Origin of the sequence: Nocardioides caricicola (assembly GCF_039541135.1) — a bacterium.
GTDB classification, from domain to species: domain Bacteria; phylum Actinomycetota; class Actinomycetes; order Propionibacteriales; family Nocardioidaceae; genus Nocardioides; species Nocardioides caricicola.
Genome location: NZ_BAABFQ010000008.1, coordinates 248880 through 262229 on the forward strand (window position 1 = coordinate 248880; position 13350 = coordinate 262229).

At 71.3% G+C, this 13350-nt stretch carries 14 protein-coding genes; 8 read left to right on the plus strand and 6 right to left on the minus strand.

Going from position 1 to position 13350, the window contains the following annotated elements:
• Complete coding sequence (gene serA, locus ABD875_RS18810; RefSeq protein ID WP_345181059.1) at positions 1-1215, plus strand: phosphoglycerate dehydrogenase; 1215 nt, start codon at positions 1-3, stop codon at positions 1213-1215.
• Positions 1216-1271: 56 nt separating this feature from the next.
• Positions 1272-2573, plus strand: a complete 1302-nt coding sequence (locus ABD875_RS18815; RefSeq protein ID WP_345181061.1) for an MSCRAMM family protein — start codon at positions 1272-1274, stop codon at positions 2571-2573.
• Here the strand turns inward: ABD875_RS18815 and ABD875_RS18820 are convergent.
• On the minus strand, positions 2563-2937 hold the full coding sequence (locus tag ABD875_RS18820; protein ID WP_345181063.1) for a nuclear transport factor 2 family protein: 375 nt from the start codon (positions 2935-2937) through the stop codon (positions 2563-2565). The two genes, ABD875_RS18815 and ABD875_RS18820, sit on opposite strands and share 11 nt — an antisense overlap.
• 69 nt (positions 2938-3006) lie before the next feature.
• Here ABD875_RS18820 and ABD875_RS18825 point away from each other — a divergent pair, with 69 nt between their 5' ends.
• The gene (locus ABD875_RS18825) at positions 3007-3615 is read left to right on the plus strand and encodes an HD domain-containing protein (RefSeq protein ID WP_379187057.1); all 609 of its coding nucleotides are present in this window, start codon (positions 3007-3009) and stop codon (positions 3613-3615) included.
• 54 nt (positions 3616-3669) lie between these two features.
• Here ABD875_RS18825 and ABD875_RS18830 read toward each other — a convergent pair whose 3' ends face one another.
• On the minus strand, positions 3670-3927 hold the full coding sequence (locus ABD875_RS18830; RefSeq protein ID WP_345181066.1) for a DUF4031 domain-containing protein: 258 nt from the start codon (positions 3925-3927) through the stop codon (positions 3670-3672).
• On the minus strand, positions 3924-4631 hold the full coding sequence (locus ABD875_RS18835) for a copper homeostasis protein CutC (RefSeq protein ID WP_345181068.1): 708 nt from the start codon (positions 4629-4631) through the stop codon (positions 3924-3926). Before ABD875_RS18835 ends, ABD875_RS18830 begins: the two co-directional genes overlap by 4 nt.
• Before the next feature lie 73 nt (positions 4632-4704).
• On the opposite strand from ABD875_RS18835, the gene ABD875_RS18840 reads away from it, so the two are divergent.
• A complete protein-coding gene (locus tag ABD875_RS18840; RefSeq protein WP_345181071.1) occupies positions 4705-5049 on the plus strand; it encodes a hypothetical protein in 345 nt (114 codons plus the stop codon).
• Here ABD875_RS18840 and ABD875_RS18845 read toward each other — a convergent pair.
• Positions 5046-5765 (minus strand): GntR family transcriptional regulator, encoded by a 720-nt coding sequence (locus ABD875_RS18845; RefSeq protein WP_345181072.1) that lies wholly within the window; start codon positions 5763-5765, stop codon positions 5046-5048. The two genes, ABD875_RS18840 and ABD875_RS18845, sit on opposite strands and share 4 nt — an antisense overlap.
• A 153-nt stretch (positions 5766-5918) precedes the next feature.
• Between ABD875_RS18845 and ABD875_RS18850 the strand changes: the two genes are divergently transcribed.
• The 4 genes from ABD875_RS18850 to ABD875_RS18865 all read left to right on the plus strand — a co-directional run bounded on the left by ABD875_RS18850 (position 5919) and on the right by ABD875_RS18865 (position 10843).
• Complete coding sequence (locus ABD875_RS18850; protein ID WP_345181075.1) at positions 5919-6695, plus strand: ABC transporter ATP-binding protein; 777 nt, start codon at positions 5919-5921, stop codon at positions 6693-6695.
• Between the two features lie 10 nt (positions 6696-6705).
• Positions 6706-9246: an ABC transporter permease gene (locus ABD875_RS18855; protein WP_345181078.1), complete on the plus strand. Its 2541-nt coding sequence runs from the start codon at positions 6706-6708 to the stop codon at positions 9244-9246.
• A gap of 38 nt (positions 9247-9284) precedes the next feature.
• Entirely contained in the window at positions 9285-9893 is a 609-nt protein-coding gene (locus ABD875_RS18860; RefSeq protein WP_345181081.1) for an alpha-ketoglutarate-dependent dioxygenase AlkB, read from the plus strand.
• A gap of 95 nt (positions 9894-9988) precedes the next feature.
• On the plus strand, positions 9989-10843 hold the full coding sequence (locus tag ABD875_RS18865) for an aldo/keto reductase (protein ID WP_345181082.1): 855 nt from the start codon (positions 9989-9991) through the stop codon (positions 10841-10843).
• A gap of 96 nt (positions 10844-10939) precedes the next feature.
• On the opposite strand, the gene ABD875_RS18870 is transcribed toward ABD875_RS18865, so the two are convergent.
• Complete coding sequence (locus ABD875_RS18870; RefSeq protein ID WP_345181084.1) at positions 10940-11500, minus strand: LemA family protein; 561 nt, start codon at positions 11498-11500, stop codon at positions 10940-10942.
• Positions 11501-11537: 37 nt separating this feature from the next.
• Positions 11538-13304, minus strand: coding sequence for a DUF2207 domain-containing protein (locus ABD875_RS18875; RefSeq protein ID WP_345181086.1), 1767 nt, complete (start codon positions 13302-13304; stop codon positions 11538-11540).
• Positions 13305-13350: the final 46 nt, after the last annotated feature.

The window sequence follows — 13350 nt, forward strand, 5'->3', positions numbered from 1 at the left end:
GTGAAGGTGCTGCTGCTCGAGAACATCCACCCGGTCGCCGTCGAGATCCTGGAGGCGCGCGGGTTCGACGTCGAGCTGCGCGCCGGCTCGCTCTCGGAGGACGAGCTGGTCGCGGCGCTCTCCCCGCAGGACGGGCCGGGCGTCAACCTGCTCGGGATCCGCTCGAACACCCACATCACCCCGCGCGTGCTCGACGCGGCGACCGACCTCCAGGCGATCGGCTGCTTCTGCATCGGCACCAACCAGGTCGATCTCGCCGCGGCGACCGAGCGCGGCGTCGCCGTGTTCAACGCGCCGTTCTCGAACACCCGCAGCGTGGTCGAGCTGGTGATCGGCGAGATCATCGTGCTCGCCCGCCGGCTCGCCGAGAAGACCGAGAAGATGCACGCGGGCGTCTGGGACAAGTCCGCGAAGGGCAGCCACGAGGTGCGCGGCCGCACGCTGGGCATCGTGGGCTACGGCAACATCGGCACCCAGCTGTCGAACCTCGCCGAGTCCATGGGCCTGCGGGTGATCTTCTTCGACACCGCCGACCGCCTGGCGCACGGCAACGCCCGCCGGATGCGGTCCCTGGACGACCTGCTCGCCGAGGCCGACGTCGTGAGCATCCACGTCGACGGGCGGCCCGGGAACGCCGGCATGTTCGGCGCGGAGCAGTTCGCGAAGATGAAGCCCCGCAGCCTGTTCATCAACGCCTCGCGCGGCATGGTCGTCGACGACGTGGCGCTGCGGGAGAACATCCTCTCCGGCCACATCGCCGGCGCGGCGCTCGACGTGTTCCCCGTCGAGCCCAAGGCCCAGGGCGACGCGTTCGAGTCGGTGCTGCGCGGCCTCGACAACGTGATCCTGACGCCGCACGTCGGCGGCTCCACGCAGGAGGCGCAGGAGGAGATCGGCTACTTCGTGTCCGGCAAGTTCGTCGGGTTCGCGCTCGAGGGCCGCACCGAGCTGTCGGTGAACCTGCCCTCGGTGCAGGCGCCGCAGCTGCACTCGGGGCACCGGATCGGCTACCTCCACCACAACGTCCCGGGCGTGCTCGCGGGCATCAACGGCATCCTCGCCGACAGCGGCGACAACATCACCGCGCAGTACCTCTCCACCCGCGGCGAGCAGGGGTACGTCGTCACCGACACCCCCGACCCGCTGCCCGACGAGGCCCTCGCGAAGCTCGCCGAGTCCGAGCACACCATCTGGCTGCGCACCTGGGAGTCTTGAGGAAAGGCTGATGCAGCCTTAAGGAGACCTCAAGGCTGCGCACCTACGATCGAGGTATGCCTTCCCCCGCCCGCAGGACCTCCGCAGCGCTGCTGCTCGTCGTCGGCCTGCTCGCCTCGCTGCTCGCCGCCACGGTGGGCTCGACGGCGGTCGCCGCGACCGAGAAGGGCATCGCCAATGGCGGCATCACCTGCCCCCGGGTCACCAAGTGCCCCGGCCTCACGATGCTGTGGTTCGACAAGGACTGGAACTACATCAACCAGCGCAAGCTGGGCGCCGGCGCCCGGGGCTACTCGCTGACGCTGCCGGCCGGCACCTACCACCTGCAGTTCGTCGACCAGCGTCCGTCGTACGACGTGTCGAAGTACGCGCCCACCGACGTCAAGGTCACGGTGCGCGCCAACGACCTGACCGTGCGGAACCTGACGATGCAGCGGGGCTCGGCCATCACCGGCACCGTCAAGGGCGGCGGCAAGCCGATGGGCGGTGCGACCCTGCGCGCGGCGAACCAGGCGGGGCAGTCCTACGCCACCACCGCCAACGACAAGGGCCAGTTCGCGATCGGCGGGCTGCCGGCGGGCAAGTACTCCGTCTTCACGTGGGACAAGCGCAAGGTCTGGGTCGGCAAGAGCACGTGGGCCGGCGCGGTCTCGCCCAGCAAGTTCAAGAACGTCAAGATCCGGCTGGGCAAGAAGGCCGGGCAGATGTCGCTCTACCTGTTCACCCCGGACGGCCTGCTCACCGTCAAGAACACCCTCACGGTCACCAGCAAGGAGACCGGACAGTGGTGGAGCGCCACCTCGGGCAACGGCACGTTCTCGTTCAAGGGCCTCTACCCGGGCCGCTACACGGCGAAGTTCGAGGGCGCGGGCGTGTGGTTCCCGAAGACCGGCGCCGTGGAGAAGGCCGTCGTGCGGTCGAACGGCTACACGTCCGGCAGCTTCCGCCTCACCAAGCGCGGTGGCTGGCTCCGGGGCCACCTCGTCGACGGGGACGGGCAGCGGATGGTCGCGCTGAAGCCCGGCTACACCAACGGGCCGGGCGCGACGGTCCGGCTGTTCAACGCGGCCGGCGACCAGATCGCGACCGCGACCAGCGACAGCGAGGGCCAGTTCATCCTCAAGGGCCAGCTGGCCACCCAGGACGGCCTGACCATCGTGGTCGAGCCGCCGCCGGGCGGGTACCTGCGCGGCGAGGGCTACTGCCAGTTCGACCGCGCCGAGTTCGACGGCTACAGCCTCGTCACCGGCAAGGAGTGGTACATCGGCCAGCTCGCGATCCCGCGCACCGAGGGCCAGAAGGACCCGGCGTGCGCGACGATCGGCGCCGACCGCGCCCGGGAGCGGGCTAGGAGATGACCATGTCGTCCCCGGACCAGAAGGCCCGCATGGACGTGATCTTGCCGTCGTCGTCGAAGGCCATGACGTCGATCGGCGTCACCGTGTACGTCGCGTCGCCCGCCTTCGTGACGAGCTCGAAGTGGAAGGCCGCCTGACCGCCGGCGATCCGGGCGGTCACCAACCGGGTCTCGGTGTCGAGGCCCTCGAGACCGCCGTAGAACGCGCGGATCTCCTCGGCGGTGGTCAGGACGTCGGACCCGACCGGGTCCTCGACGGTCGCGCCGTCGGCGTACAGCGCGACGATCTCGTCGGCGGTGCCGGTCGCGACCAGCCGGACGTACTCGTCGATGACCTCACGGATGCGCTCGTTGCTCGCGGCCACGGCTCCTCATTTCTGTAACACGTTCTCGTTTTGCGCTCACCGTAGCGCTTCCCTGGAAGGACCGCTTCAATGTCCGGCGTGGACCTGCTGCTCGCGTGGCCCCTGCCCGGCGCCCGCGCGCTCGGCGCCCAGCTGGTCGCGGCGTACAACCATCCGAACCGCCGCTACCACGACGCCCGGCACCTCGAGGAGGTCCTCGAGCGCGTGCACGAGCTCTCCGCCGACGGCGTGGAGTTCGACCGGATGGCGGTCGTGCTGGCCGCGTGGTTCCACGACGGCGTGTACGACGGCGAGCCGGACGCCGAGAAGCGCTCGGCCGCGTGGGCGGCGGAGGCGCTCGACACGCTGGTGGACCCGGGGACCGTCGACGAGGTGGTGCGGCTGGTGCTGCTCACCGAGCAGCACCGGCCCGCGGACGACGACCCCAACGGCTGCGCACTGTCGGACGCCGACCTCGCGATCCTGGCCGCGCCGCCCGAGCGGTACGCCGAGTACGTCGCCGCGGTGCGCGAGGAGTACGCCCACGTCCCCGACGACCAGTTCGCCCTCGGCCGCTCGGCGGTCCTGCGCGACCTGCTCGCCAAGCCACACCTGTTCCACACGTCGTACGCCCAGACCTCCTGGGAGGCCGCCGCCCGCGCCAACGTGGAGGCCGAGCTGGTGGACCTGGCGCGATAGTCCCTCACGTTCTGGCTGGCGACACGCCGTGGACGGCAACCAAAACGTTAGGGACTATCGCTCCTTGCGGCGCCGGAGCCCGGCCGCGACCAGCCGGGCGACCAGCTCACGGGACCGGACCGGGACGGCGCCGGCGGCGACCATCTGGTCGTAGTACTCCGCGGGCACGTCGTAGTGGTCGCGGTCGAAGCCGCGCTCGGGGATGCCGAGGCTCGCGGCGAACGCGTGCAGCTCCTCGTAGGAGGTGTCGCTGGCCAGGTGCGACCACAGCCGCCCCCGGGACGGGACCTGGGGCGGGTCGATGAGGATCATCCAGCGCTGCGCGCCGCGCGCTCGACCGCGGAGTCCAGGAGCAACCGCCACGACCGCACGTGACCGGCGTCGACGTAGGCCTTGTACGACGCACCCGGGCGCGCCTGGCGCCCGAGGTGGAACTGCCGCACGCCGGCGCGCACGAACCACGGCACCTGCTCGGCGAGCAGGCCGCCGCCGGGCATCAGGCGGCGCGCGACGGCGGGGTCGGCGGCCAGGCCGAGCAGCTCGTCGTACCCGCTGTCGAGACCGCGCGGCGACCCCGCGGTGCAGACCGCCACCAGGTCCGGCAGGTCGGCGAGCCGCCGCCACGAGCGGCGCAGGTCGAGGGTGTCGTCGACCGCGCGGCCGAAGGACCAGGGCACACCCGGCAGCTGGCCGGCGAGGTAGGCGCAGGTGTCGGTGTCGACCTCGAGGTCGGCGTCGAGGAAGCCGAACGACACCCCGGCGGCGCCGGAGCCGAGGTAGTCCTCGGCGAGCCCGACCAGGCGGGTCATCTCGCCGCCGGTGGTGCTCCAGGTGTCGTTGAGGCGCAGGGTGACGAACACGGGCAGGTCGGTGTCGCGGCAGACGCCCGACACGAGCGCGGGCTCGGGCGAGAGGCCCGCGGGGGTCGCGAGGTGCAGGCGGTCAGCGCCGCCCTCCTCCGCGCCGGGAGCGTCGCGCGGGTCGAGGACGGCCACCTCGAGGAGCGCCGGTCCCATACCGCCACTGTAGGACCGCCAGCACGCCGTACGGCGGCGGCGCGCCCCTTGTCCGGCGGGCCATGATGGGGGAATGGACAACGGCCTGCTGTTCGACGCACGCGCTCGGGTGCTCGCCGACCTCCAGGCTCGGCAGCACGCCACGGCCGCCGCGGTCTCCGCGCTCGAGGACGCCGTGGCCCAGCGCAAGTGGTGGGCCGAGCAGTGGCCCGAGGGCGAGGCGTACGTCGCCGGCCTGGTCGCGCAGGACGTCCAGGACGCGCTGTTCGAGACCGTGGGCCGCTGGCCGCTGTGCACCGACTGCGGTGCGGACGCGCCGGTGCACACGCTGTACATCCAGCCCGACCTCGGCGGCCCCGACCCCGTGTGGGTGTGCGAGGAGTCCGGGGACGTGATCGCGCCCCTGGGTGGGCTCTAACCCTCGGCCCCCACCTGGAGCCACATGGTGTACCGGTCGGCCCGGTAGACGGTGCGCGAGACCTCGATGATCTTCTCGCCGACCAGGCCGCGGCGCGAGTGCCGCAGCACCGGTACGCCGGGATCGACCTCGAGCAGCTGGGCCTCGTCCGCCGAGGCGATGTCGGCGTTGATCGAGTCCTCCGCCCACGTCGGGCGCAGGCCGCGGACCTCGAGCGCGTCGTACAGGCTCGTCGGCATCCCGCTCTGCAGGAAGCCGGGGATCAGCACCTCGTTGAGGTAGGCGTCCTCCAGGCACATCGGCACCCCGTCGGCCCGGCGCAGCCGGCGCCAGTGGATGACGGCATCGCCCTCGGTGAGGTTCAGCGCCCGGGCCACACCCGGACCCGCCTGCTCCCGCCGCGCGAGGAGCGTCTGCGACTCGGCCAGCAGGCCGCGTCGCGCCATCTCCTCGGTGAAGCTCGTCAACCTGCTCGCGGCGCGCCGCGGGCGGGCCACGAAAGTGCCCCGCCCGGGAATCCGCTCCAACAGCCCCTCGACCACCAGGGCATCCATCGCTTGCCTCACCGTCATGCGGGCGACCCCGAAACGATGCACCAGCTCACGCTCAGAAGGTGCAGGTGAACCGGGTGCCGCCCCCGTGACGAGAGTGCGCACGTACTCACGCACCTGGACGTGCTTCAGCGCACGCCCCTCAGTCACCAGCAACTCGTCCACGTAGCGAACTCTAGGCAGGATTAGACCAGCGTGTCGCCAAATCGGGAGGAACGTTGACGTACTGAGTAAATCCTCAATTCGGCAACGAGCCTCTCCGCGGCCTCAGGGGTCTCCCCGATGGCGGCCGTCGGCGACCTCCGGCAGGCTGGTGCCATGACCAGCGTCTCGCCCTCCGCCGCGGCCCCGGCCGCGCGCGCCATCGACCTGCGTAAGACCTACGGATCCGGCGACTCCGCGGTGCACGCCCTCGCCGGCGTCACCCTCGACCTGGAGGCCGGCCGGTTCACCGCGATCATGGGCCCGTCCGGCTCGGGCAAGTCCACCCTCATGCACTGCATGGCCGCGCTGGACACTCCCACGTCGGGTGCCGTCGAGGTCGGCGGGACCGACCTGGGCCGGCTCAAGGACAAGGAGCTCACGGCCCTGCGCCGCGAGCGGATCGGGTTCGTCTTCCAGGCGTTCAACCTGATCCCGACCCTGACCGCGGCGGAGAACATCCTGCTCCCGCTCAACCTGGCCGGGCACAAGCCCGACCAGGCCTGGCTGGACACCGTGATCGACGCCGTCGGGCTGCGCGACCGCCTCGGCCACCGGCCGACGGAGCTGTCGGGCGGTCAGCAGCAGCGGGTGGCCTGCGCGCGGGCGCTGGCCAGCAAGCCGTCGATCGTGTTCGCGGACGAGCCCACCGGCAACCTCGACAGCACGTCCGGGGCCGAGGTGCTGTCGTTCCTGCGCCGCAGCGTCGGCGAGTTCGGCCAGACCGTCGTCATGGTCACCCACGACGCCGTCGCCGCGTCGTACACCGACCGGGTCGTCTTCCTGGCCGACGGCCTGGTGGTTGACGAGATCCGGGACCCGCAGCGCGAGCAGATCCTCGAGCACATGACCCGGCTGCAGGACCTCGCGGCCGCCCGGTCGACCCAGGCCTGAGGGGCGCACCGTGCTCAAGCTGACCCTGCGCAACCTGCTCGCCCGCAAGGTGCGGCTGGTGATGAGCGGCCTGGCGATTGTGCTGGGTGTGGCGTTCCTGTCCGGCGTCCTCGTCTTCAGCAACGGCCTGTCGTCGACGTTCGACAGCATCATCTACAGCTCCACCCCCGACGGTGTCGTGCGCGCCGAGCAGACCGGCTCGTTCGAGGCGGGACCGACGCAGACCACCCAGACCCTCTCCCCCGAGGTCGTGGCCGAGCTCGGCGACCTGCCCGAGGTCGCCCGCGCCGACGGCGACGTCGTCGGCATCGGGATGAGCCTGCTCGCCTCCGACGGGACCCTCGTCGGCGGCACCGGCGCGCCGACGCTCGCCTTCAACCACACCGACGGCCCGAACATGGCCGGCGATCCCCCGATGCTGCTGAGCAGCGGCCGCTGGCCGACCGCCCCCGACGAGATCGTCCTCGACGACGCGGCGGCCGACAACGGCGACTACGAGCTCGGCGACGAGGTGAAGCTGCTCGCGCCGTTCGGCGAGTCCGAGCGCACGGCGACGCTGGTCGGCACCGCCGAGTTCAACGGCGGGGGTACGGCGGGCGCGACGCTGCTGGTGTTCAGCACCGAGGGCGCCCAGGACCTCTTCCTCGACGGCGAGGACGCCTACCACCAGGTCTCGCTGACCGCGGCCGACGGCGTCACCCAGGAGGAGCTCGCCGCGGCCGCTGCGGCAGCCGCGCCGGAGGGCTTCGAGGCCGTCACCGGCGACCAGGTCGCCGAGGAGTCCCAGGACGCCGTCGGGCAGTTCCTCGACGTGATCTCCACGTTCCTGCTGGTGTTCGCGATCATCGCGGTGATCGTGGGCGGCTTCATCATCGTCAACACGTTCACGATCCTGGTGGCGCAGCGCAGCCGCGAGCTGGCGCTGCTGCGCGCCCTGGGCGCCTCGCGCCGCCAGGTCACCCGGTCCGTGCTGTTCGAGGCCCTGGTGATGTCGGCCGTGGCCGCGACGGTCGGCATCGGGCTGGGCTGGCTGCTCGCGCGCGGCCTGGCCGCGCTGTTCCGCGCGGTCGGGCTCGACATCGCCGGCGACGCGCTGACGCTCGACGCGGGCTCGGTGGTCATCAGCTACGTCGTCGGCATCGGCGTCACGCTGGTCGCCGCGTTCCTGCCGGCCCGCCGGGCCGGCAAGGTCGCACCGGTCGCCGCGATGCGCGCCGACGCCGCCCCCGTGCGCGACTCGCTGCGCCGGCGCACGATCGTCGGTGCGGTGCTGATCGCCGTCGGCGTCGTGCTCGCGGTCGTCGGCATCACCGGCGCTCCGGGACCGGACTCGCTCTGGGTCGGCGTCGCCGCGGGCATCTGGATCCTGACCGCAGCCGCGATCAGCTCCGTGCTCGGCCGTCCGGTGCTGGTGCTGTGCCGCGGGCTGTTCGGCCGGCTGTTCGGCACCACCGGGCGTCTCGCAGGAGAGAACGCCCTGCGCGACCCCCGGCGTACCGGCGCGACGGCGTCGGCGCTGATGATCGGCCTGGCCCTCGTCTCCACGATCGGGGTGCTCGCCACGTCCCTCAACGCGTCGGTCGACGACGTCGTGGACGAGGAGTTCACCTCCGACTTCCTGGTGCAGAGCACGAACTTCCTGCCGTTCTCGACCACGGTGGGCGACGACCTCGAGGCGGTCGACGGGGTCGCCGTCGTGAGCCGGCAGCAGTGGACCGGCGCGCAGGTCGACGACTCGACGGTCTTCGTCAGCGGCAACGACGCGGCGTTCGACGACATCTACGACCTCGACGTCGTCGACGGGCGCCAGGAGCTCCAGGGCAGCGAGGCCTTGGTGACCACGGGCTTCGCCGACGACCACGACCTCGAGGTCGGCTCACCGCTGACCCTGACGTTCCTGGCCGGGAAGGCGCTCGACCTCGAGGTCGCCGGCATCATCGAGGGCAGCGAGACCACCGGGGACGTGACCGTCCCGCTCGACCTGCTCGCCGATGCCGGCGTCCCCCGCCAGGACACCAGCCTCAGCATCATGCTCGAGCCGGGCGCCGACGCCGTCGCGGTCGGCGCGGCGCTCGACGAGGCCGCCGAGGCGACCCCGATCGTGGCCGTCTACGACAAGCAGGAGTTCGCCGAGTCGATCCGCGACCAGATCAACCAGCTGCTCTACATGATCTACGGCCTGCTGGCGCTGGCGATCGTCATCGCGGTCATCGGCATCGTGAACACGCTCGGGCTCTCGGTCATCGAGCGCACCCGCGAGATCGGCCTGCTGCGCGCGATCGGCATGAGCCGGGCGCGGCTGCGCCGGATGATCACGCTGGAGTCCGTCGCGATCGCGGTGCTCGGCGCCGTCCTCGGCATGGTGATCGGCGTCGTCATCGGCGTGCTGCTGCGCGAGGCGCTCAAGGAGGACCTCACCAGCCTCGGGCTGCCGCTGGGCCAGCTGCTGGTATTCCTCGTGATCGCCGTCGTCGTCGGCGTGCTCGCCGCGATCCTGCCGGCGGTCCGCGCCTCGCGGCTCAACGTGCTGGAGGCGATCGCCACCGAATAGGTCTCGAACATCTGTTCGATTCCGCGTAGGGTCGGGGCATGGACTTCCAGGGCACGCTGTTCGAGGCGCCGCCGGCGCCCGAGGTCGGATCCATCGAGCGCACGCCGCTCACCCGAGGGGCCTGGATCGACGTCGCGCGCTCGTGGCTGCCGGAGGCCGACGAGGTGTTCGAGACGCTGGTCCGTGACGTCCCGTGGCGCGCGGAGCGGCGCCAGATGTACGACCGCGAGGTCGACGTACCCCGACTCCTGCACACGTACGGCGTCGGCGACCCGCTCCCCCACCCGGCCCTGGCCCGGGCTCGGGGTGCGCTGACGGCGCACTACCGGCCCGAGTTGGGCGAGCCGTTCGTGACCGCGGGCTGCTGCTACTACCGCGACGGGCGCGACAGCGTGGCCTGGCACGGCGACACCATCGGCCGCGGCAAGACCCAGGACACGATGGTCGCGATCGTCTCGCTCGGGGACCCCCGCCGGCTGGCGCTGCGACCGCGCGTGGGCGGTGCGTCGATCTCGGTCGAGATGGGCCACGGCGACCTGGTGGTGATGGGCGGGTCCTGCCAGCGCACGTGGGAGCACGCGGTCCCGAAGGTCGCGCACGCCGGGCCACGCATCTCGGTCCAGTTCCGGCCGCTGAACGTGTTCTGAGGGTCGGTGGTTGAGGTGCGAGCGAAGCGAGCCTCGAAACCACCTTCGTCGGGCCTGTCGACGATTCCCTACCGAGTGCCTGCTAGGCATGAGGCATGACAACTGCACAGGCTTCCGGCACCTTCGCCATCGCGGGGGACCTCCCCGTCGTCCGCCTCGGGTACGGCGCGATGCAGCTCACCGGCCCCGGCATCTGGGGCGAGCCCCGCGATGCCGACGAGGCGATCCGGGTGCTGCGCCGGGCCGTCGAGCTCGGCATCACGTTCATCGACACCGCCGACTCCTACGGCCCCGAGGTGTCCGAGCGGCTGATCCGCGAGGCGCTTCACCCGTACGCCGACGGCGTCGTGGTCGCCACGAAGGCCGGCCTGACCCGGCAGGGCCCGGACGTCTGGACCCAGCTCGGGCAGCCGGCGTACCTGCGCCAGCAGTGTGAGATGAGCCTGCGCCGGCTCGGCCTCGAGCGCATCGACCTGTTCCAGCTGCACCGCATCGACGCGAACTACCCGCTCGAGGACCAGGTCGGTCTGCTGCTGGAGCTGCAGCAGGAGGGCAAGATCCGGCACATCGGGCTGTCCGAGGTCAGCGTCGAGGAGATCGAGGCGGCCCGGAAGATCGCGCCGATCGCCACCGTGCAGAACCTCTACAACCTCGCCGAGCGCCGCTCCGAGGACGTGCTCGAGTACTGCGAGCGCGAGGGCATCGGCTTCATGCCGTGGTTCCCGCTGGCGACCGGCGAGCTGTCGAAGGAGGACGGCCCGCTGGCCGACGCCGCCCGCGAGCACGGGGCGACGCCCTCCCAGCTGGCGCTCGCGTGGCTGCTCCGGCGCTCGCCGGTCATGCTCCCGATCCCCGGCACGTCCCGGGTCGCGCACCTGGAGCAGAACACCGCGGCGGCCGAGATCGAGCTGACCGACGCGGAGTACGACGCGCTGTCGGCGCTCGGCTGAGTGGTGGTTTCGAGGCTCGCTGCGCTCGCACCTCAACCACCGTGTCGGTGGTTGAGGTGCGAGGAGCGCTAGCGACGAGCCTCGAAGCCACCCAGCTCAGAACTCGACAGAAGGGGCGACATCGTGGCCCTCGGGGGCCTCGTAGAAGTCGCGCTTGTGCACGTTGGCGATACCGGTGAGGAACATCCACGGGATCGTCTGCGTGAGCTTGTTCAGCGTCGCGACCGCGTCGTTGTAGTACTGCCGGGCGAACGAGATCTGGTTCTCGGTGTCGGCCAGCTGCTTCTGCAGGTCGAGGAAGTTCGTGTTCGCCTTGAGGTCCGGGTAGGCCTCGGCGACCGCGTTGACCTTCACCAGCGCCTGGCTCAGCTCGGCGTCGGCGGCGGCCTTGGCGGGGACGTCGTCGCCCTTCGCGGCGGCGGCGACCGCGGCGCGGGCCTTGGTGACCTCCTCGAACACACCCTTCTCGTGGGCGGCGTAGCCCTTCACGGTCTCGACCAGGTTCGGGATCAGGTCGGCGCGACGGGTGAGCTGCACGTCGATGCCACCGAGCGCCTCCTGGGCGCCGATGTCGGTCGTGCGGAGCTTGTTGAAGCCGACGACCACGAAGCCCACCAGGGCGACGACCACGACGATGACGATGATCCAGACGATCATGTGAACCTCTCAGTTGGGTTGAGCGAAGTGTGCGGGACTACCAGGACCCGCCGCCACCGCCGCCTCCGCCGCCACCGCCGGAGAACCCGCCGCCCCCGCTGGAGGAGGACGACGACTTCTGGGTGGCTTCGTAGGACGAGATGGCGGAGCTGACGGTCGACTCGAACGAGCTGACCATCGAGGAGACGGCGTTGCCGGCGTACGCACCGCCGTAGGCGTGGCCGAAGTACGACGGGACCGGCGGCTCGGCGCCGGTCTCGACGCGGTACTTGCCGGCCCACTCGTCGGCGCAGCCGAACGCGACGGCCCACGGGATGTAGGCCGTGTAGAGCTCCTGACGGCCGGAGAAGTCGAAGCGAGCCTCGGCCGACGGGGTCGCGAGGATGCGGCGGAAGCCGCCCGCCTTCGACCACACGTCGCGGCCCGCGCGGGTGCGCCGGGTCGACGCGCTGGTCCGCGCCATGCCGGCGCCGAAGACCGCGAACAGGCCCGGGATCAGCGCGATCGCGCTCATGTTGAGCGGGTTCCAGAACGCGATGACCGGCACCAGGATGAAGGACCCGATGATGACCAGGGTGCCCTTGCTGCCCAGGCCGCTGTGCTCCATCAGGCCCTCGCTGACCGCCCAGGAGCGGGTGCTGCTCTCGAAGTCCGAGATCTCGTCCTTGAGCCGCTTGCCACCCGTGACGTCGTTCGGCCGCGCGCTGAAGGACGAGCCCGGCCCGCCCAGGATGTGGGCGGTGCCGGCGGTGACGGTGTCGAGCCCGGCCCAGCCCGCCGCGCCGTTCTTGTCGGTGATCGTCCAGCCCGCGTTGTCCTGCTTCAGGTCGATCGCGCCCTTGTCGGCGGCGTACATCAGCGTGGCGACGTACTGCTCGGCGTCCACGCTCTCGGTGACGAGGTACGCCGCCTGCGCGGGGCCGATGCCGTCCGGCGGCGTGTACATCAGCGGGAACTGCGGATCGGACTCGTGGGTACGACGCACCAGCACGAAACCGAGCACGCCGGCCCCGACCGAGAGTGCCAGCACCAGTCCGAGCAGCACGATGTTGGTGCCGAGGACCGGGTCGAGGGGAGCCTCCCACGGCAGCTCCTTGCCGGGCGGCGGGGTCGGCATGTCGAGGCCGACCTTGACCGTGACCGGGGTGTTCGGCTCCAGCGCGCCGGTCTGCACGTGGAGTGTGTCCGTGCCCCCGCCCTGCGCCTCGCAGCCGCCGGTGCTGCCGGCACCGACCGCGCACCGGACCGGCTCTTCGGCAGGCACCGGGAGGTGCACGGTGAGGTCGCCCTCCTGGATCGGCTGCAGCCAGCCGGTCGGGATGAGGTTCCAGTAGAACTGGGTCTCCGCCCCGGTGGTGCCCTCCTCGAGGACGCCGTCGATGCGGTAGCTGATCTCGTAGACGTGCTCGCCGGTCGAGACGGTGGCGTCCGGGTCGCCGATGCGCGCGAGGACGTAGCGGCCGCCGCGGTCGTTCTCGGCGATCTCGACCGGGACGTCGCGGCCGTCCATCGTGACCTGGATGTCGTGCGGGATCCGTCGGGCGTTGGGGGCGGTCGTGTCCGACTTGTCGAAGAACCGGAAGATCCCGTGCCGGTCACTGACCGGGAAGTCGACGGTCAGCGTCTCGACGACGCTCATGTCGCCCTCGTCGTCGACGTCGAAGACCGCGACGTACGACGTGATCGAGGTGGGCTCGTCGACCGGTCCCTCGTCCTCCAGGTTCTCGCCCCACAGCATCGCCGGGATGAACACGACGAAGGCGACCAGGAGCAGGGCGAGGATCGTGCCCACGAGACGCTTCATGGTCCGGAGCCTAGGGTGTCGGATATCCGCGTGCGTCCGGTGGATG